Source organism: Gilliamella sp. W8145 (assembly GCF_016101145.1).
GTDB classification, from domain to species: Bacteria; Pseudomonadota; Gammaproteobacteria; order Enterobacterales; family Orbaceae; genus Gilliamella; species Gilliamella apis_A.
Genome location: NZ_JACFRC010000004.1, coordinates 138,563 through 158,438, shown reverse-complemented (window position 1 = coordinate 158,438; position 19,876 = coordinate 138,563). Strand labels below are relative to the sequence as shown.

At 34.5% G+C, this 19,876-nt stretch carries 19 protein-coding genes; 11 read left to right on the top strand and 8 right to left on the bottom strand.

All coding sequences use genetic code 11. From position 1 onward, the window contains the following. Window positions 1–542 precede the first annotated feature (542 nt). Entirely contained in the window at window positions 543–1,346 is an 804-nt protein-coding gene (suhB, locus tag H3T80_RS11010; protein ID WP_198201712.1) for an inositol-1-monophosphatase, read from the top strand. A gap of 87 nt (window positions 1,347–1,433) precedes the next feature. On the opposite strand, the gene H3T80_RS11005 is transcribed toward suhB, so the two are convergent. After that, the gene (locus H3T80_RS11005; RefSeq protein WP_198201718.1) at window positions 1,434–1,754 is read right to left on the bottom strand and encodes a helix-turn-helix domain-containing protein; all 321 of its coding nucleotides are present in this window, start codon (window positions 1,752–1,754) and stop codon (window positions 1,434–1,436) included. Window positions 1,755–1,958: 204 nt separating this feature from the next. Here H3T80_RS11005 and H3T80_RS11000 point away from each other — a divergent pair, with 204 nt between their 5' ends. Continuing rightward, on the top strand, window positions 1,959–4,160 hold the full coding sequence (locus H3T80_RS11000; protein WP_198201710.1) for a cation-translocating P-type ATPase: 2,202 nt from the start codon (window positions 1,959–1,961) through the stop codon (window positions 4,158–4,160). A 55-nt stretch (window positions 4,161–4,215) separates the two neighbouring features. On the opposite strand, the gene tilS is transcribed toward H3T80_RS11000, so the two are convergent. Both tilS and metC read right to left on the bottom strand, forming a co-directional pair. Then, a complete protein-coding gene (gene tilS, locus H3T80_RS10995; protein ID WP_198201709.1) occupies window positions 4,216–5,529 on the bottom strand; it encodes a tRNA lysidine(34) synthetase TilS in 1,314 nt (437 codons plus the stop codon). An 11-nt stretch (window positions 5,530–5,540) separates the two neighbouring features. Then, window positions 5,541–6,758: a cystathionine beta-lyase gene (gene metC / locus H3T80_RS10990; protein ID WP_198201700.1), complete on the bottom strand. Its 1,218-nt coding sequence runs from the start codon at window positions 6,756–6,758 to the stop codon at window positions 5,541–5,543. Between the two features lie 98 nt (window positions 6,759–6,856). Between metC and H3T80_RS10985 the strand changes: the two genes are divergently transcribed. Then, window positions 6,857–7,474 (top strand): 4'-phosphopantetheinyl transferase superfamily protein, encoded by a 618-nt coding sequence (locus H3T80_RS10985; protein WP_198195933.1) that lies wholly within the window; start codon window positions 6,857–6,859, stop codon window positions 7,472–7,474. 53 nt (window positions 7,475–7,527) lie between these two features. Here H3T80_RS10985 and ftnA read toward each other — a convergent pair whose 3' ends face one another. Both ftnA and H3T80_RS10975 read right to left on the bottom strand, forming a co-directional pair. Continuing rightward, window positions 7,528–8,049 (bottom strand): non-heme ferritin, encoded by a 522-nt coding sequence (ftnA, locus tag H3T80_RS10980; RefSeq protein WP_198201698.1) that lies wholly within the window; start codon window positions 8,047–8,049, stop codon window positions 7,528–7,530. Window positions 8,050–8,146: 97 nt separating this feature from the next. Beyond that, window positions 8,147–8,911 carry a tyrosine-protein phosphatase gene (locus tag H3T80_RS10975; protein ID WP_198201697.1) on the bottom strand — a complete coding sequence of 255 codons (765 nt, stop codon included), beginning with the start codon at window positions 8,909–8,911 and terminating at the stop codon, window positions 8,147–8,149. Window positions 8,912–9,012: 101 nt separating this feature from the next. Here H3T80_RS10975 and pepB point away from each other — a divergent pair, with 101 nt between their 5' ends. The 3 genes from pepB (at window position 9,013) to H3T80_RS10960 (ending at window position 12,460) form a co-directional block, all read left to right on the top strand. Further along, the gene (gene pepB, locus H3T80_RS10970; RefSeq protein ID WP_232350183.1) at window positions 9,013–10,293 is read left to right on the top strand and encodes an aminopeptidase PepB; all 1,281 of its coding nucleotides are present in this window, start codon (window positions 9,013–9,015) and stop codon (window positions 10,291–10,293) included. Window positions 10,294–10,359: 66 nt separating this feature from the next. Then, the gene (locus H3T80_RS10965) at window positions 10,360–11,193 is read left to right on the top strand and encodes a tetratricopeptide repeat protein (protein WP_198201695.1); all 834 of its coding nucleotides are present in this window, start codon (window positions 10,360–10,362) and stop codon (window positions 11,191–11,193) included. 343 nt (window positions 11,194–11,536) lie between these two features. Then, window positions 11,537–12,460: an SEL1-like repeat protein gene (locus H3T80_RS10960; protein WP_198201693.1), complete on the top strand. Its 924-nt coding sequence runs from the start codon at window positions 11,537–11,539 to the stop codon at window positions 12,458–12,460. 76 nt (window positions 12,461–12,536) lie between these two features. Here H3T80_RS10960 and H3T80_RS10955 read toward each other — a convergent pair whose 3' ends face one another. Next, window positions 12,537–13,106: a peptidylprolyl isomerase gene (locus tag H3T80_RS10955; RefSeq protein WP_198201691.1), complete on the bottom strand. Its 570-nt coding sequence runs from the start codon at window positions 13,104–13,106 to the stop codon at window positions 12,537–12,539. A 254-nt stretch (window positions 13,107–13,360) separates the two neighbouring features. Between H3T80_RS10955 and H3T80_RS10950 the strand changes: the two genes are divergently transcribed. The 3 genes from H3T80_RS10950 (at window position 13,361) to robA (ending at window position 15,719) form a co-directional block, all read left to right on the top strand. Beyond that, window positions 13,361–14,032: a phosphoribosyltransferase family protein gene (locus H3T80_RS10950; protein WP_198201689.1), complete on the top strand. Its 672-nt coding sequence runs from the start codon at window positions 13,361–13,363 to the stop codon at window positions 14,030–14,032. Window positions 14,033–14,134: 102 nt separating this feature from the next. Then, a complete protein-coding gene (nfuA, locus tag H3T80_RS10945) occupies window positions 14,135–14,713 on the top strand; it encodes a Fe-S biogenesis protein NfuA (protein ID WP_065577966.1) in 579 nt (192 codons plus the stop codon). Window positions 14,714–14,798: 85 nt separating this feature from the next. Then, window positions 14,799–15,719: an MDR efflux pump AcrAB transcriptional activator RobA gene (gene robA, locus H3T80_RS10940; RefSeq protein WP_198201686.1), complete on the top strand. Its 921-nt coding sequence runs from the start codon at window positions 14,799–14,801 to the stop codon at window positions 15,717–15,719. Window positions 15,720–15,757: 38 nt separating this feature from the next. Here robA and trpR read toward each other — a convergent pair whose 3' ends face one another. Next, on the bottom strand, window positions 15,758–16,048 hold the full coding sequence (trpR, locus tag H3T80_RS10935; protein WP_207463508.1) for a trp operon repressor: 291 nt from the start codon (window positions 16,046–16,048) through the stop codon (window positions 15,758–15,760). Between the two features lie 11 nt (window positions 16,049–16,059). Beyond that, complete coding sequence (sltY, locus tag H3T80_RS10930; RefSeq protein ID WP_110446962.1) at window positions 16,060–18,000, bottom strand: murein transglycosylase; 1,941 nt, start codon at window positions 17,998–18,000, stop codon at window positions 16,060–16,062. 163 nt (window positions 18,001–18,163) lie between these two features. Between sltY and iscR the strand changes: the two genes are divergently transcribed. Both iscR and H3T80_RS10920 read left to right on the top strand, forming a co-directional pair. After that, a complete protein-coding gene (iscR, locus tag H3T80_RS10925) occupies window positions 18,164–18,619 on the top strand; it encodes a Fe-S cluster assembly transcriptional regulator IscR (RefSeq protein WP_065577890.1) in 456 nt (151 codons plus the stop codon). A 30-nt stretch (window positions 18,620–18,649) separates the two neighbouring features. Further along, window positions 18,650–19,864 carry an IscS subfamily cysteine desulfurase gene (locus H3T80_RS10920; protein WP_065577889.1) on the top strand — a complete coding sequence of 405 codons (1,215 nt, stop codon included), beginning with the start codon at window positions 18,650–18,652 and terminating at the stop codon, window positions 19,862–19,864. The last annotated feature ends 12 nt before the right edge of the window (window positions 19,865–19,876 follow it).

The following is a 19,876-nucleotide window of genomic DNA, read 5'->3' as shown; positions in this document are numbered from 1 at the left end:
AACTGATATATATCAATTTATAATATCTTTTAATGATATATTCAATATCATTCGTATTGTTTATTTCAATTACTTATTCGATTAACCTCTTCTTTTTTATAAACACCAGTAATAAATGTTTTGGAGATTTTTCTTAAATCTTTTAAATGTATTTATTGGATTAATCAAGTAATTACTCTGATTTTATGTTTATATTTAGTACAGCGTGGTTAGATGAGTAACAGTAAAATGACGAAGATATCTTGATGATAAAGCTAGGATATTTATCATTTAAAATAATCTGTTTTGCTTTTTTGGAATTAAATAACATTTATCAAAAATATATTGTGACTAGTATTAATATGGCTAATTATTATTGCTAGTCATGTTTTTACTTGTATAAATATTGCTGATTCGACTAATTTTTTTATTTTAAGTTTTCCTCTATTAACAATGGCTGGCAAAGTTAGTATAAAACCTTTATACTATGCGGCAATTTTTAGTAATACTTGCTGTGTTGCTAAATCAATCCGTTCTTTAACATCATCAATTGGAAGAAAATTATGCATCCGATGCTGAATATTGCTATTCGTGCTGCTCGTAAAGCAGGTAATGTGGCCATTAAGGCTTATGAAAATCCAAGTTCAATCGAAATTGACACTAAAGGTGCCAACGATTTTGCTACTAACGCTGATCGTGCTGCTGAAGCCTTAATTATCGAAACGATCAAGAAAGCGTATCCTGATCATACTATTATTGCTGAAGAAAGCGGATTAGCTAAAGGTAATGAAGCTGAAACGCAATGGATAATTGACCCAATTGATGGTACTACTAATTTTATTAAAAATATTCCTCATTTTGCTGTTTCGATTGCCGCTCGAGTTAAAGGTAAAACTGAAGTTGCTGTTGTGTATAATCCAATGAGTAATGAACTTTTTACGGCTGCACGAGGTAAAGGCGCACAACTAAATGGTTACCGTATCCGTGTAAGTAATGCTAAAGACTTAGAAGGTAGTGTTTTGGCAATGGCTTTTCCTTTTAAAGCTAAACAACATAGCGATAGTTATTTTGCAGTATTGCAAAAATTATTCACTAAATGTGGTGATTTTCGCCGTACAGGTTCAGCAGCATTAGATTTAGCTTATGTCGCATCAGGGCGTTTAGATGGCTTTTTTGAAATCGGCTTAAAACCATGGGATATTGCTGCTGGTGAGCTGATTTTACGTGAAGCTGGTGGCGTGGTTACTGATTTTGCTGGCGGTAATAATTACATGGTTTCTGGTAACATAGTTGCAGGCAATCCAAGAATCGTTAAAGATCTGCTTGTTTCTACTCAAAATGATTGGCCAGAAAATTTGCGTAATTAATTTTACTATCTTTATCTAAATGCAGGGCTTTCTTATCCCTGCATTTTGTCTTTATATCGTTTATTAAAAATATAAATTTGCTATTGGTTATTGTGGATCAGTTATTGCTGTCATGGAACAATTAACTTGTAAGCCTTGATTGTTTAAATAGTCACTACCCCAGACATACATCGATTCGAGAACAGGCCTGATACTTTTGCCAAAGTTGGTTAAAGAATATTCTACTTTAGGTGGTACAACAGGATAAACGTGTCGATGAATTAGGCCATTTGCTTCAAGTTCACGTAGCTGTTGGGTTAGCATTTTAGGTGTAGCGGTTGGAATTTCTTTCTGTAATTGCGAAAATCTTAAGGTGGTTTCGGTCATTAGTTTCCATAAAATGAGCGATTTATATTTACCACCAATCATATTGATTGTGGCATCAACTGGACAACTGGTGATAGGTTGATGTTCTTTTCTACAACAAGTGGTATTAATCGGATTATTTTTCACATTATTATCTCAATAGTATCTTTTTAGGTAGTATATATCAAAAAAGTGCATTCTTGTGAAAAGGATAATTAATATTACAATAGCTATATAAACCACATCAAACATCAAGGGAAACGTCAAATGAAAACCATCGAATATAATTTTTTTGTGGAAGAGATGAGTTGCGCATCATGCGTTAGTCGTGTTGAAAAAGCATTAAAAAAAATTGATGGCGTGATTAATGTTAGTGTTAACCTTGCGACCGAAAAGGCAACAATTGAAGCTAATAGTAATGTGCAATTAGAAACCTTAATGGCAGCAGTCGATAAAGCCGGTTACCACGCCGTAAAGATTACTGAATCAGAAATTCATGCTCAAGAGATGAGTAAACAAGCATCAATTTGGCCGATTATTATCTCTGTTATCTTAGCGATTCCTTTTGTGCTACCGATGTTACTTGAACCGTTTGCTATTCATTGGATGATGCCCGCTTGGTTGCAATTAGTGATTGCTTCGATTGTACAATTTGGTCTTGGCGCTAAATTTTATCGTAGTGGTTTTAATGCTGCTAAGGCGTTGTCCGGTAATATGGATCTGTTAGTGGCAATTGGTACCAGTGCTGCTTATGGATTGTCGCTTTATCAACTTATCATCGGTAATGATGATCACCTTTATTTTGAGTCGTCGGTTGTTATTATTACATTAATCTTAATTGGTAAATGGTTAGAGTCAAGAGCCAAACATCAAACGACTCAAGCGATTGAGGCACTTTCTGCACTTCGCCCTGAAGTTGCCTTAGTTCGACAAGGCGACCATGAAGTGAGTTTACCGATAAGTCAAGTTAAGGTTGATGATGTCGTTGTGATTAAACCAGGTGAGCGAGTTCCTGTTGATGGTGTGGTTATTGAAGGCGCATCAAGTTGTGATGAATCTATGTTAACGGGAGAAAGTTTTCCAGTCAATAAAGCCCCCAATAGTGTGGTAACCGGTGGCACTATTAATGGTGAAGGATTATTGATAGTAAAAACAACAGCGGTACAAGCTGATTCGACTTTGTCTAAGATTATTGCTATGGTCGAATCTGCTCAAGCTAAAAAAGCGCCCATTCAACGTATTGTCGATCGAATAAGTGCTATTTTTGTTCCTGTAATTTTAATCATTGCTCTGATTACTCTACTTGCATGGGGCGTTATTTCTCATGATTGGCAACAAGCTTTGCTACATGCCGTCGCGGTGTTAGTCATTGCTTGCCCATGTGCATTGGGACTGGCGACACCAACGGCGATAATGGTTGGTACGGGTGTTGCTGCTCGCCATGGTATCTTAATTAAAGATGCTGAGGCACTTGAAACTTTACATAATGTTAATACGGTAGCGTTTGATAAAACAGGCACATTAACGGTGGGTAAACCAGAGTTAGTTGAATTAGATGTGATGGGCACTGAAACAGCCGATGAAATTGTTTCACTTGCTGCATCGATGCAAGCAGGTAGTGAACACCCATTAGCAAAAGCAATTTTAGCTAAGGCTAAATCGTATAACTATGCTCAGAATATTACTTCGGTTGCTGGTTCAGGGGTAATGGCAACGATTGATAATCATCAGTTTTATTTAGGCAGTTTACGTTGGATGAAATCGTTAAATGCTTATTTTGTGGATATGCAGGATAAAATTAATGAACTTACCCAAAAAGGCTATACAATCTCATTTTTAGCTAAACAGCAATCAGAAAATGGTGTTGTGATATTAGCTTTATTTGGTTTTGCTGATGTAATTAAACCAGAAGCAAAAAATGCCATTAATGCATTACATCAATTAAACGTAAATACAGTTATGTTAACTGGTGATAATCAACAAGCGGCTAATTATGTAGGGCAACAATTAAGTTTAGATAAAGTTATTGCTGAAGTTTTACCGCAAGATAAAGCCAATTATATTTATCAATTACAAAAAGAAGACCAAAATATTAAAAGTAGTAATAGCAATCATAAAGTGGCAATGGTGGGTGATGGTATTAATGATGCACCTGCGTTAGCAGCTGCTGATATTGGTATTGCTATGGGAACAGGGACTGATGTCGCGATGCATGCAGCAAGTATAACGTTGATGCGTGGCAATCTATTTTTAATTGCTGATGCCATTGATATCTCACGAAGAACCTACAATAAAATTAAACAAAATTTATTTTGGGCATTTTTCTACAATTTAATTGGCATTCCACTTGCGGCCTTCGGCTTCTTAAATCCAATGATAGCCGGTGCGGCTATGGCACTTAGCAGTGTAAGTGTGGTAACTAATGCTTTATTATTAAAACGTTGGCAAGCACGTTCTGAGCCAAAATAGTATGATATTTTATAAAGTTAAAATAAGGAGATGTATTTTCTCCTTATTTTTTAATTTATAGTGTATCGCTTAACTTGAAACCAACTTGTGATCCTTTACCTTGCTCAGTAACAAATACCCCAACGGCAGTAATCAATTGTTCATTATAGTAAATTAATGGAATACGAGTGCGCATCCATGGTGGAATATGGTGTTCTTGCCATAATTTTTTGATTGATCGTGATCCTTGGCGCTGTACAATTTGAAATTGACCTTGCGCATGAAAACGCACCGAAACCGTTTCATCTTTTTGTGGTAAACGGCAGGTTAAATCTGTTTGATAATTAGGCTGTAAATGGCCTAAATTATCAGGCAAAGTGAATGACGTAGCTAAATCCCACGGCAGGATTTGCTTTTCAATATCTTGATATAAAGGTAATAAATAGAGTTGGTTTTGATAGCGGCGAATCTGTCGATTATGCAAAATAAATTGCGGATTGGCATCTTCTTTCGCTTGAATAACGGTTTGCCAAATTAACGACAGTTGCTTTTGACTTGGCATGCCGATATGTTGCTCTCTAAACCACATTCGCAATATTGCATTACGTTTGTATTGAGAATAATCCCGTAAAGGTTGAATATTGAGTTGTTTAGCATTACCAATAATTTGCTCAAATTCAGCCAATAACAGCTCATGGATTAAAGCTTCTTGCTGTTGACATAATTCAGCACTACGAGCCACCATTTGTGAAAAATGTGGCCAACGTTGATTAAGTATTGGCAGTACCTTTAAGCGTAAAAAATTACGATCATAATGGTCGTCTTGATTACTTTCATCTTCAATCCAACTTAATAGATGTTGATTGGCATATTGTTCAATTTCTTGGCGAGAGATCGTTAATAATGGTCTAAGATGTTGGCCATTTTCCAGAGGCATAGCGGATAAGCCTGTTGGGCCACTACCACGTTTTAAGGCTAGGAAGAAAGTTTCACATTGATCGTCAAGATGTTGTGCCGTACATAACATCTCATCACTTTTTAAATGTTGATAAATGGCTTGATAACGAGCTTCTCTGGCCTGTTCCTCAATATTGCCAGTACTACGATTAAGTTTTACTTTTTCAATAATCAATGGCACTTGCCACGTTTGGCATTGTCTCTGGCAATGTTCAGCCCAATTATCGGCATTTTTACTTAAACCGTGATGAATATAAATAGCTCTTAGTTGTAAATTTTGTAGCCGTTGCTTTAAGGTGACTAATGTGTGCATTAATACGGTTGAATCGACACCACCACTAAAGGCAACCAATAACGATTGCCGACCGTTTAGATGTTGTAAAATAGTTTGCTCAACAATATTGTCTATTTGGGTTTGGCTTTGATGGCTCATCTGCTATCCATTTATACTAAGCTTTGTAACGCATTAACCTTATTTTTGTGTAGATTGATTCGATCTAGGCCAGCAGCCAGATCGGCGATTAAATCATCGGGATCTTCAAGGCCAATATGTAATCGAATTAATGTACCTGTGAAATCCACACCTGAGACTGGGCGTATTTTCGCAAGATCTTCAGGTTGATTGGCTAAAATCAATGATTCGAATCCACCCCATGAATACGCCATCGAGAAGTGAGTCATATTATCTAAAAAATCAGATAATTGCATTTCGCTCAAATGATCTTTAAGTACAAATGAAAATAGACCACTAGCGCCACTAAAATCACGTTTAAAAAATTCATGCCCTTTACAGCTTGCTAATGCAGGATGGTTAACCGTGGCAACTTTGGGGTGATTTGCTAACCAGTTAGCCACTTTTAGTCCACTTTCGTGATGTTGTTTTAACCTGACCGCTAAGGTTCTTAATCCTCGTGCTGCCATATAAGCGGTATCAGCATCACACATTTGTCCCATTAAATAAGAGCGTTCACGTAATTGATCCCAACATCGTTGATTAGCAACCGCAGTACCTAACATAGCATCAGAGTGACCAATTAAATATTTAGTACCGGCTTGAATAGAGATATCAACATCATGCTCTAATGCTTTAAATAAAACACCTGCAGCCCAAGTATTATCCATCATAATGACAATTTCTGGATTAACACTGCGAATAGCTTTAACTATCGCTGGCACATCATGCAGTTCCATAGTGATTGAGCTTGGTGATTCAAGAAATACTACTTTGGTATTGGGTTTAATATGATTAGTAATATAGCGACCAATCAAGGGTGAAAAATAATCGGTTTCCACACCAAAATCTTTTAATATATGTTCGCAAAATTCTTGCGTTGGCTCGTAACTGGCTTCTGAAACCAAAATATGATCACCTGATTTGACAAAAGCTAAGATAGCATTTGCAATGGCTGCTGCACCACAAGGATAAAGATAGCAACCTGCGCCACCTTCAATTTCGACCATGGCATCTTGTAAGGCAAAATGGGTTAAGGTACCGCGTCGACCGTAAAATAATCCGCCTTTGGCTCGATTTTCCATCGCGTCTTTTTTCGCTTTTAATGAATCAAAAACAAGCGATGATGCTCTCTGAATAACGGAGTTAACAGCACCTTGGGTATAACGTTTTTTTCGACCAGCATGAACTAATTTTGTTTGTAATGACATGATGCATCCTTAGTGAACCGATAAATTTCGATAACAGTTAGCATAGCATGCTGTTAAAATAGTAAAAAATAATTTTTGTTTAAATTGGCTTACATAAAATGTTAATTGCTCAACTTGCTCATTTAGATACGGCAGAAGTGAACTATTCATTATTATCACCACAAATCATTAATGATGCTGAGTCATTAAGTGGTTCACGAAAAAAACAGTTTTTAGTCTGTCGTTCAATTTTAGCTAGTTTACTTAAACAGTATTGTCATATTGATAGTTTGCCACCCATCATTATTGGTGATAATAGCCGTCCTTGCTTTTTACAACATAACCTGCCTGATTTTAATATCAGTCATAGTAAAGATTGGGTGGCAGTTGCCATATCCTTAAATGGTAGAGTTGGGATTGATATTGAAGTTGCTAGGCAGCGTAAAAATTATCTGAATGTCGCCAAAAATTATTTTGCTAATGAAGAATATCAATGGATATTAAAACAATCGGATACTTTAGCGGCATTTTGGCAACTTTGGACATTAAAAGAATCTGCACTTAAATTATATGCGAAAGGTGTTTGGCAAATAAAATCGGTCAAAATAGATGTTGAAAAACAGATGATTAGTGCGCCATTTGGACAGGATTTTTATTATCAATATCAGCAAGTAGAAGCAGTTCATCTTGCCGTAAATCATAATAAACCTATTACAGATTTTATTTTGCAATCTTAATAGGATGATCATCTGCTACACCGTGATGGTCGTAGCAGATTAATATTATTAATTTATTCTGCGCTGGAAGCAAGTAAACCAGACTCACTTAATGTTTTATTAAAATCTTTATCCATAAAGAATAAATCTCGTTTGTTTTCACCAACTAATTCCAGTTTATCAACAATGCTTTTAAAAAGTTTTTCTTCTTCATGTTGTTCAGCAACGTACCATTGTAAAAAGTGAAATGTTGAGAAATCTTTTTGGGTTAAAGCATAGTCAACAAGCTCATTTATCTCTTTGGTAATTTTAAGTTCATGTTGATATGCCGCTCTAAACACATCAAGCAGTGATTTATATTCTGATTCTGGTGCTTCAATTTTGCCAATAAGCGCTAATGCACCGCAATCTAACACATAATCAAATAAGCGTTCCATATGCTGGCGTTCTTCGCTAGCATGATCTCTTAAAAATTTTCCAAACGAAGGAAAATTTTGATCATCACACCATGCACTCATTTGTAGGTAAAGGTTAGAAGAATAGAATTCTAGATTTAATTGGTCATTGAGTTTTTTGACCATTTGGTTGGTTAACATTTCATTTTCCTCACATTGCTTTTTTAGTATTTCACTTTTTATTGAGATAAAGTGATTATTGATAAGTGTATGATAGTTATTCATACACTTATATTAGTTAAACTAGATAAATATCTTGAAGGATCTTTCTGTTGTTATCATCTAATTGATACTCTTGGTGTAACCAATTATCTATTGTGTTATAGCGTTTTTTTATTTCATCGATAGCTGCAGTTAAGAACTCTTGCTTAGCTGAAAAAATGATTTTCTGTTTTTCAAATTCTTCAGCCGATAATTTACTTTTATTTTGACTAAGTACAGCTTGACGATAATCATTTAAATATTGTTCGGTAAGCAAATAATCTTGCATAACAACGTCTTCGCTGACACCTAATGCAAATAGGGTTAAGGCGACGCCGACACCAGTTCTATCTTTACCTACTGCACAGTGCTGTACTAATGGTTTGCCATTCGCATTGAGTAATATTGATATTAATTTTTTATAAGCTGGATTATTAAACGGTAATAGCTGATAAAGTTTAATCATAAAATCCAACGGCGAATATTTTTTAAGTACGAATATATCATCACTAACTAAGCTTGCTGTAATTTCATCACTTAATGGATTTGCTGGGATATTAAAATATTGGCTATTGTTCCAAAGATTATCAGGATTACGATCGATTTCAAGTTGATCACGATAATCTAATACATAATGTAAATTAAGCTCATCAGATAAGAACTTTTTTTCCTCATCACTAAGGCGAGAGAATTCACCCGAACGATACAACATTCCTGAACGAATTTGGCGACCATCACTGGTTTTAATGCCACCTAAGTCTCGAAAATTAATTCCATTTTGGATTGGTACAACTGATGTCATTATTGGTCCTTATTTCTGCTTAACTTTGCTTGCTATATTAACATGTTTCTGATTAGAATTGATTCATCGTTTTTGCATTATTATTGCTTGAGGAATCTATTATGTCGACTTTATCTATCTTATTATCGGAAAAACCTGCTCCATCTAAATGGGGTAAAGATGCTTTACTTAGTTTTTCTGATGATGCCATTACCATTCATTATCAACCTGACCATCGACATGGTGCTATTCAGCGAGCTGCTCGAAAACTAGATAATCAAGGTATTAAGTCAGTTAAACTTAGTGGTGATAATTGGGATTTAGAATCTTGTTGGCATTTTTGGCTCGGTTATCGTAATGCTAAGAATAATAATAAAGTAAGTTGGGCCAAACTTGATAGTCAAGATAAGCAAGAACTAAAATATCGTCTCGCAATTATTGATTGGTGTCGAGATATTGTTAATCAACAAGCTGAAACATTAAGCCCGTTAGAACTGGCAACACAAAGTGCAAACTTAATTAGTAATTATTCCTCAGATATTACCTATAACATTACTTCAGGTGAAGCATTAAAAGAACAGGATTATATAGGTATTTACACGGTTGGCAAAGGATCAGAACGACCGGCAGCGTTGCTTGAGCTTGATTATAATCCGACTAAAAATCCTAAAGCGCCAATTGTTGCTTGTTTAGTCGGTAAAGGTATTACTTTTGATTCTGGTGGTTATAGCTTAAAACCAAGCAGTTTTATGGAATCAATGCGATCGGATATGGGGGGCGCAGCATTAGTAACTGGTGCTCTGGCACTTGCTATTGCTCGAGGTGTTAAACATCGTATCAAACTTTATCTGTGTTGTGCTGATAATTTGGTGAGTGGTAAGGCATTTAAACTGGGTGATATTATTCGATATCGTAATGGTAAAACTGTTGAAGTTGATAATACCGATGCGGAAGGACGGTTAGTTTTAGCTGATGGATTAATTAGTGCTGACAACGATAATCCTCATTATATTATTGACTGTGCAACCCTTACTGGTGCAGCAAAAATTGCTGTAGGTAACGATTACCAATCATTACTTTCGTTTGATGATCTCTTTGCAAATCAGTTATTAGCTAGTAGCCTCGTGGAACATGAAGCTTTTTGGCGATTACCATTAGCTGATTTTCATCGTAGTCAATTTCCATCATCTTTTGCTGATATGGCCAATTCTGGATCACCAAATACCGCTGGTGCAAGTACTGCTGCGGCATTTTTATCTCATTTTATTAAAAATTATAAACAAAATTGGCTACACATTGACTGTTCAGCTACATTCCGTAAAAGCGCAACCGCTTTATGGGCAACTGGTGCAACAGGTATCGGGGTAAGAACGTTGGCTAATTTGTTAACTATATTAAAATGATTAGTAATGATTTTATGATGCATTAAATAGAATTTTAAAAAAGTTTATAAATATATAAGGAATATCATGAATATAAAAAAGTTACTATTAGTTATGCCCCTCTTATTTTCTTTTGTTACTTATGCGAGGGATTGTACAACAGAATATGAAAATAAAAATTATGAAAAGGCACTTATTGAATGTACACAAGAAGCAGAAAAAGGTAGTTCAGAAGCGCAGTATCTTTTAGGTGACTTATATTATCAGGCTATAACAGGAGATGAGCAAGATGATTCACTATATCAAAAGGCTATTTATTGGTTTACAAAATCAGCCGAACAAGGTTATGTAGATGCACAATATACTCTAGGCATATTGTATGATCAAAGTGATGATGAAACACAAGATTCCCAAAAAGCGTTATTTTGGTATGAGAAAGCTGTAGAACAAAATGACCCCCCATCACAATATAATTTAGGTATTATGTATGAATATGGTCATGGCGTTGAACCAAATATACAAAAAGCTTTAACTTTGTATATAAAATCAGCTGAACAAGGTTATATGGATGCACAATACGCGTTAGGACTTATGTATGATAAAGGTGATGGAATAGAACAAGATAAACAAAAAGCGATATTTTGGTATGAAAAAGCTGCAGAACAAGGTGACTTCAACTCACAATTTAATTTAGCTCTTATGTATGATGAAGGTGATGGAGTTGAACAAAATAAACAAAAAGCAGCATTTTGGTATACTAAATTAGCGGAGCGGAATGTCGTCCCTGAAGCACAATACAGGTTAGGAATTATGTATGATAAAGGTGATGGGGTTGAGCAAAACAAATTATTAGCTAATAAGTATTTTAAACAGTCCTGTGAGCGGGGTTTTGAAAAAGCTTGTAATAAATTAGAAAAATAATCCTAAGATTTAATAAAAAAACACCTTAAATCACTAAGGTGGTTTACTTGAAGTGTTGATTAATTTTAGAACAACCTATTGTTTATCTTCAACCACTGTTGCTTTTTTTATATAGATTGGTTCAACAAGGGCATTTTGACGTGGTCTTATATGTTAAATTCGACAGTCATAATCTTATCAGTAATCTTTCTTCTTTATAGGTTTATTCATTACACAATAACTTTATTATTTGTGAGCGATAATTAAGAAAATTAATGCTAATGATTATTTTGATACATACATTTATATATAATGAATAAAATAAAAAATAGTAGTGTCTATTTTAGCATGTATAGGAAATACAATGAAAAAACTAGTATCTTTTGGGTTATTAATTCTGTGTTCTTTTTCAAGTTATGCAAATCAATGCGAAATATATTGGTTGATGGGGAGTAATGAAGAGGCTTTCACTCCATGTAAAGTAGAAGCGGAGCAAGGTAATGCCGAAGCCCAATATATTTTAGGACTTATGTATGATGAAGGTGATGGTATAGAGCAAGATGTACAAAAGGCCGCATATTGGTACAAAAAAGCGGCAGCAAAAGGTAAATCTGATGCACAATTTAATTTAGCGGTTATGTATGATGAAGGTGATGGCATAGAACAAGATAAACAAAAGGCGTTATATTGGTATACAAAAGCAGCAGAGCAAGGTAATTCTAATTCACAAAATAATTTAGGGCTTATGTATGATAAAGGAGACGGCATAGAGCAAGATAAACAAATGGCGTTATATTGGTATACAAAGGCAGCTGAAAAAGGTGAATCTAACGCACAATATAATTTAGCGATTATGTATGAGAAAGGTGATGGTGTAGAACAAGATAAACAGAAGGCAGCATATTGGTATACAAAGGCAGCTGAAAAAGGTGAATCTAATGCTCAATTCAATTTAGCGCTTATGTATGATGAAGGTGATGGCATAGAACAAGATAAACAAAAAGTGATATATTGGTATACAAAAGCTGCTGAGAAAGGACATCCCTCCGCACAAAACAATTTAGCGTTTATGTATGATAAAGGTGATGGTGTAGAACAAGATAAAGTAAAAGCTGTATATTGGTTTACAAAATCGGCACAACAAGGCGTGCCTGATGCTCAATACAATTTAGCGCTTATATATGATAAGGGTGATGGCATTAAGCAAGACAAATCATTAGCTAATGAGTATTTTAAACAGTCTTGTGATCTGGGATTTGAAAGAGCTTGTAATAAATTAAAAAAATAATCCTATTATTTAATAAAAAAACCACCTTAAATCATTAAGGTGGTTTACTTGAAGTGTTGATTAATTTTAGAACAACTTATTGTTTATCTTCAATCACAGTTGCTTTTTTAATATAGATTGGTTCAACAGGGACATTTTGATGTGGTCCCATGCGTTTTGTAGCGACATTAACAATTTTATCAACGACATCCATTCCTTTAATGACTTTACCAAAAACAGCATAACCATATTGGTCTGGTGATTGGTAATTAAGAAAATCATTATTGACAACATTAATAAAGAATTGGCTAGTTGCACTATCTACAACATTGGTTCTTGCCATTGCGATAGTTCCGCGATCGTTTTTCAAGCCATTATTGGCTTCATTTTTAATTGGTTGTTGAGTTTCTTTGAATTTTAATTGATCATCAGCGCCACCGCCTTGAATCATAAATCCAGGAATGACTCGATGGAAGGTTAAATTTTCATAATAGCCGCTATTGACATAATCAAGAAAATTTTTCGTGGTAATTGGTGCATGTTCACTATCTAATTCAATTTCAATATCGCCCATACTGGTTTGTAATAATACTTTGCTATCAGCCAATGCAACAGTTGAAAAAAGGCTTAATAGTAATGATATAAGTAATAGTTTGATTTTTTTCATTTAACAAATCCTTACTCCAAAATAGTGGGCAAATTATACCGAATATTAAATGAATTGAAATGATTAATATGACTAATTAACTAAAATTCTGGGTGATAGATTCCAATATTGCGATTAATAAATAAAAAATAGTTTTTATTTATTATAATTCATTTTATTAGTGAGTTTATTTTCTATTTTCTTTGTATTTTTAAGCATATTTTGTAGATAAAAAACCCTGTTCCTCAAAATTTTTTGCTAAGCGATGAATTATTATGCGATGTATTTTATGTAACATGCCTTTAGTGTTGCCTCTTCATGGGATTTGTAGTCAATGTGTTAAAAACTTACCAAAATTTAATAAGATTTGTTATCAATGTAGTCTTCCTCATTCATTATCAACCAAAATCTGCTATCGATGTCGTGATAATCGGCCTTATTGGGATGAAATGATTGCGGTAACAGAATATATGGCACCGTTAAAAAGATTAATCCAACATTTAAAATTTTATCGAAAAACTGAATTAACTAATGTTCTGGCTAGATTAATGTTTTTAGCGTGGTATCAACGACGGTTGAGTAGTGGTTTGGTTAAACCAGATATTGTAACTTGTGTTCCATTGCACCATTTTCGTTATTGGTCTAGAGGCTTTAATCAAGCGGCATTATTAGCGAGACCAATAGCTAGATGGCTCAATTGTGATTTTCAACCTTATCTGTTATCACGAAAGTCAGTGGCACACGATCAAAAGTATCTATCGCTTAAACAACGAATGACCAATGTTGAAACCTTATTTAGTTGCCGCGATGATTTAACCAATCAATCGATAATGCTTATTGATGATATTGTTACTACCGGCAATACCATAAATGCCATTAGCCAACAGTTAAAACATTGTGGGGCAAACTATATTCAGGTAGTTTGTTTATGTCGCACCATCTTGTAAAATCTAAAACACCCCCTATAATGACCAACAAGGTTAGTCAACTATTATCGATGATGTTAGTGATGATTAATGTCAATCGTGTCAAAGTGAGGGATTATGTCTATTATTACCATTTCTGAATCAGCGCAACAACATTTTAAAAAATTACTTGCTAATCAGCCTGATGGTACACAAATTCGGGTTTTTGTTATTAATCCTGGCACACCATCGGCAGAATGTGGGGTTTCATATTGCCCAGCAGATACTATAGAAGATAGCGATATAGAAGAACAACAACAAGCAGGTTTTGCTATTTATATTGATGAAATTAGCGCTCCTTTTTTAGAGGAAACGGTGATTGATTATGTAACAGATGAATTAGGTTCTCAATTAACTTTGAAAGCGCCGAATTCAAAAATGAAAAAGGTTGCCGATGATGCGCCGTTAATTGAACGCGTCAATTATGTTATTCAAGCACAGGTTAATCCACAATTAGCTAGTCATGGTGGTCATGTGAGTTTGGTTGAATTAACCGATGATAATTATGCGATATTACAATTTGGCGGTGGTTGTAATGGTTGTTCGATGGTCGATTACACTTTAAAAGAGGGGATTGAAAAACAGCTACTTGCTGAATTCCCTGAACTGGCTGGCGTAAAAGATATTACCGAACATCAAGCTGGAAGCCATTCATATTGTTAAAAAATTTTCGATTTACATCTTGCTTATTGCTGTGATTAAGTCATAATCGCATAATGTTTGCCAATTCACATCATGATGGGGTTATATGAATCAAGTTAGTATTATTTCAGATCTTATCGTTTGGATTGAAAAAAATTTAGAGCAACCCTTATCTATTGATAATGTCGCCCAGAAATCAGGTTATTCGAAGTGGCATTTACAACGGATGTTTAAAGAAGTAACTGGTCAAGTGCTTGGTACTTATATTCGTCACCGCAGATTAACTTATGCGGCATTATCTTTGCGCATGACAAGTAAACCTATTTTAGATATTGCTATGCAATATCGTTTTGATTCGCAGCAAACTTTTACTCGTTCTTTTAAAAAGCAATTTAATGAAACACCAGCAAGTTATCGTCGTGGTGAATTTTGGGATCCTACCGGGTTAACTCCTGCTATTGAATTAAATAAAAATCGACTTTCTTTACCTGAACCTAAATTTGTGAATATGCCGAAACAAACTTTTTGGGGGATCTCTTACAAAAATAATTGTAATTTGAGTCAAATTTTAGATGAAGAAAATAAATTAAGATCGCAGTTTTTTCAAAATTATTTATCCCATTATGCTCACAATAGCGACAGTTTACCGGATAAGATTTTTGCTTTTAGCCGTATCTTGAAAAGTAAAGATAATGCTAATGAACAAGAACTTTTATATACAATTGCCTTAGATCATAATAATAATCTTGAGCATATAGAACCAATTGTTAATGAAGGTGGTTTATATCTTTGTTTTAAATATATCGGTTTGCTAGAAAATTTCAGCGATTTTATTTCTCAAGTCCATTTAGCTGCAATGCCTGCATTGAAAGTTCGGTTACGCACCTCAAGCTGTTTAATTGAGATTCATCATAATCATCATGATGATACGATTAAATGTTTTGAAGATATTCATACTATGGAATGCGATTATTGTGTTCCTGTGGTTGCAGATGATGAAGTCAATATCCAGTCAAACTTGTTATAGTCTACTTTAACTAGTTTTGATAAATATTGACTATTATTTTATTTATCTGATTTCAATAGAATGTTTTCCAACCACACTTTAAATTCAGGAGTTGCTTCTTTTAAACTATTCGAGCCTCTGGTCACAGTGGCAATGCCAATTTTCAATTGCTCTTTAAGTTGGCGTTGATTAATTGAGCCATCCAGTAATGAACGGACAATTTTAACTCTTGTGATTAATGCATCCCGCTCATCAGCTGTCATCAGTAATTTCAATATATCTAATGAATAACCGCTATTAAATGCTTGGTGTAATATTTCAACCGTTTGGTTCCATTCTTTAGTTTTCATGTAATGCACCATTAATATTGTCTATTAAATTCGTTTGTTGTCAGTATATGAGGGTGTTGATTTCCTAAAATATATTGGTAAATATAATCATAAACTAATACACTTTTGACATAATTTCGAGTTTCATTAAAGGGAATACTTTCAATAAATGCGATAGCATCAAGTTTTCCATTACTATTATTCAACCATTTTTTTACTCGGCCAGGACCTGCATTATAGGCCGCCGAGGATAAAATACGATTGTTATCATTTTGTAAATAAACGCTATTTAAAAAATAAGTACCTAACTGTATATTCGTTGTCGGTTCAAACAGTTGGCTTGGTGAATAATAGGTAATATTATTGATTTTTTTGGCTGTTTCCTTAGCTGTTGCTGGCATTAATTGCATTAAACCACTGGCTCCAACTGGAGATTGTATCATTGTGTCAAATGCACTTTCTTGCCGAGTTATTGCTAAAGCATAAGATAATGGAATCGCTTTATCTTTCAAGGCATCATTATATAAGTTTTTATACATGATAGGTAGGCGTTCAGTCCAATTATCCCATAATTTACCTGATATTGTTGCTTGTATACTTAGTTCTCCCCAACCTTTCTGATAAGCGTATTTAGCTAAATCTAAATATTCATTTTCTGCTGCTTGGTTTTTAAGTACATATCGCCATTCTTGTTTTGACTCCGTTAACATACCTAATAATCTTAATTCTTTGATTCTAATGACATATGGTTGCTGGTCATACTTGGCTTTTAGTGCATTGACTTCTGTACTCGGGATCTTTTTCGATAAATTATTGATAGTATATGGTTGATTAAGAGCTTGTGCACTTACCATTCCGTAAAAACCACGTTTATTAGTTAAACTTTTTAAGATATGTTTTGCTTCGTTAGTTTTTTTGTTATTGAGTAATACTCGAGCGTGCCAGTATTGCCACTCTTCTTTTAATTGATCTTCTGGAGTTAGTTGTTTTAGCCAATGTGCAATATCTTTGTAATTATTAGCATCAATAGCCATGCGAATACGTTTTTCAACTAAAGTCGAGTCATGACTTTTGCTAATATAATTATCCCGCCATTTTATCTGTTCTGGGGTTGCTGAATCACTAAAATAACTATTGGCTAAGCTTTGTTGTAATCTAATTTGCTCATCATCAGTGAAATTCTGTTTTTCAATTAGTTGTGGTAATAATGCTGCAGCCACATTTTTGTCAGCTTTAACTAACCGAGGGTAAGATGCTAAGACAATTTTTTTTGTGAAGGTGCTCGTTTTAATATTTTTTGAAAAAGCTTCAATTTTTCGTGGATTATCGAAAATAGCTAATAAATGATTTTTGGTTGTTTGATAGTTATCATCTAGTAAGTTGGTTAAATGGCGAGCTAATTTTAAATTGTTGTTTTCCAGTGCAAGTTCTATACGTAACAAAATAAGATTTGCTGTGCGTTTACCACTTTTTGACCATGTATCTAATAAAGGATCACAAGCTGAAGGTAATTCTTTACCTGTTAACCATAGCGATTCGACATTATCTAACACTGATTTGTCTTGATGTTGCTGTAATTTTGCATACTGGTATCGACAATTAGAAGCAATAGAATTATCTATAGGAAAAGTGATAATTGCATTCCAGTCTTGACGATTAGCTAGCTCAGTTATATAAGCTTGAGTTAATGACGATGTTAATGGGAAATCATGATATTTTTTTGCAAAATCACTTACTGCTTGTGTTGATACTGTTTTAATATTATTTTGAAAAAATTGCACGGCAGCATAAGGGTATAATGGATAGTTTTTTAACTGTTTTAGTAATGTTTGTTGTTCATCAAAAGTTAATGATTGATAAGTATTTTGCCACTTTTGATAATTTTGTCGCAAATCACTCAAAGTAGGCTCTGCAAACACACTTTTAGCCCAAAGTATGCTTAATATCAAACACCAACGTATCACTAAATTCATTCTTAAACTCCTGTATCAAATTAGTTTATTAGATTAGCATATTCCCGTATATTTCGTCGATGAAGAACTGTTAACTTAATTCCCACTAAAATAGTCAACTAAATACTTGACTAAAAGTAAAGGATATATAAAATATTTACTGTTAAATATAGGGGAATGATTAATGAAATTGACATCAAAAGGGCGATATGCAGTGACAGCTATGTTAGATGTAGCACTGCATTCAGAATCAGGCCCTGTTTCACTTGCTGATATTTCAGAACGTCAGGAAATCTCACTATCTTATTTAGAACAACTGTTTTCGCGATTGCGTAAAAATGGTTTAGTTTCAAGTGTTAGAGGTCCTGGTGGTGGTTATGTACTTGGCCGTAGTATGGAGCAAATTGCGATTAGCTCAATTGTAAAAGCTGTTGATGAAACTGTTCATGCGACTAAATGCCACGGTAATACCGGATGTCAAAACGGTGTAAGATGCCTTACCCATAGCTTATGGAATGACTTAAGTGAACGAATCAATGATTTTTTGACCAGCATCACTTTGAGCGAATTGGTTAATAATCAAGAAGTGAAAGCCGTCTCTAATCGACAAAGTCATCTTCATCAAAACAGAATTAATTAAAAATACAGAATTTGTAATTGGGAGTAATTAATGAAATTACCTATTTATATGGATTATGCAGCAACAACGCCTGTAGATCCAAGAGTAGCTGAAAAAATGATGCAGTATTTAACACCCGATGGTGTTTTTGGTAATCCCGCTTCTCGTTCACATAAATTTGGTTGGCAAGCAGAAGAAGCAGTTGATATTGCACGAAATCAAATTGCTGACTTAATTGGTGCCGATTCACGTGAAATTGTTTTTACTTCAGGTGCGACAGAAGCAGATAACTTAGCCATTAAAGGTGCGGCTCATTTTAATCATGCTAAAGGTAAACATATTATTACCTGTAAAACTGAACATAAAGCAGTACTTGATACTTGTCGTCAATTAGAACGAGAAGGTTATGAAGTGACTTATTTAGCACCAGAATCAAATGGTATTCTTGATCTTGATAAACTGGCTGCAGCGATGCGTAATGACACAACTGTTGTATCAATTATGCACGTTAATAATGAAACTGGTGTTATTCAGGATATCGAAAAAATCGGTGAAATGTGTCGTGAAAGAGGTATTGTATTTCATGTTGATGCAACCCAGAGTGTTGGTAAATTACCGATAGACTTAACCAAATTAAAAGTCGATCTTATGTCGTTTTCTGGACATAAGATCTATGGACCAAAAGGCATTGGTGGACTTTATGTTAGACGTAAACCTCGCGTGCGTATTGAAGCCCAAATGCATGGTGGTGGACATGAACGCGGTATGCGTTCTGGTACTTTACCGGTACACCAAATTGTGGGTATGGGTGAAGCATACCGTATAGCAAAAGAAGAGATGGCAACAGAAATGCCACGTCTTTTAGCACTAAAAACTCGTTTATGGAATGGATTAAAAGATATTGAAGAAGTCTATCTTAATGGTTCATTAGAGCATGGTGTGGCTAACATTTTAAATGTTAGTTTTGCTTATATTGAAGGTGAATCTCTCATGATGGCGCTAAAAGATTTAGCTGTATCATCTGGTTCAGCATGTACTTCTGCAAGTTTAGAGCCATCTTATGTATTACGGGCGCTGGGACTTAATGATGAACTGGCCCATAGCTCAATAAGATTTTCATTTGGTCGATTTAGTACAGAAGAAGAAGTAGATTATGTAATCAAATTAATCAAAGATTCTATCGGTAAATTAAGAGATCTTTCTCCGCTTTGGGAAATGTTTAAAGATGGTGTTGATTTAACAAAAATTAAATGGTCAGCCCATTAAAAATTAGGAGTA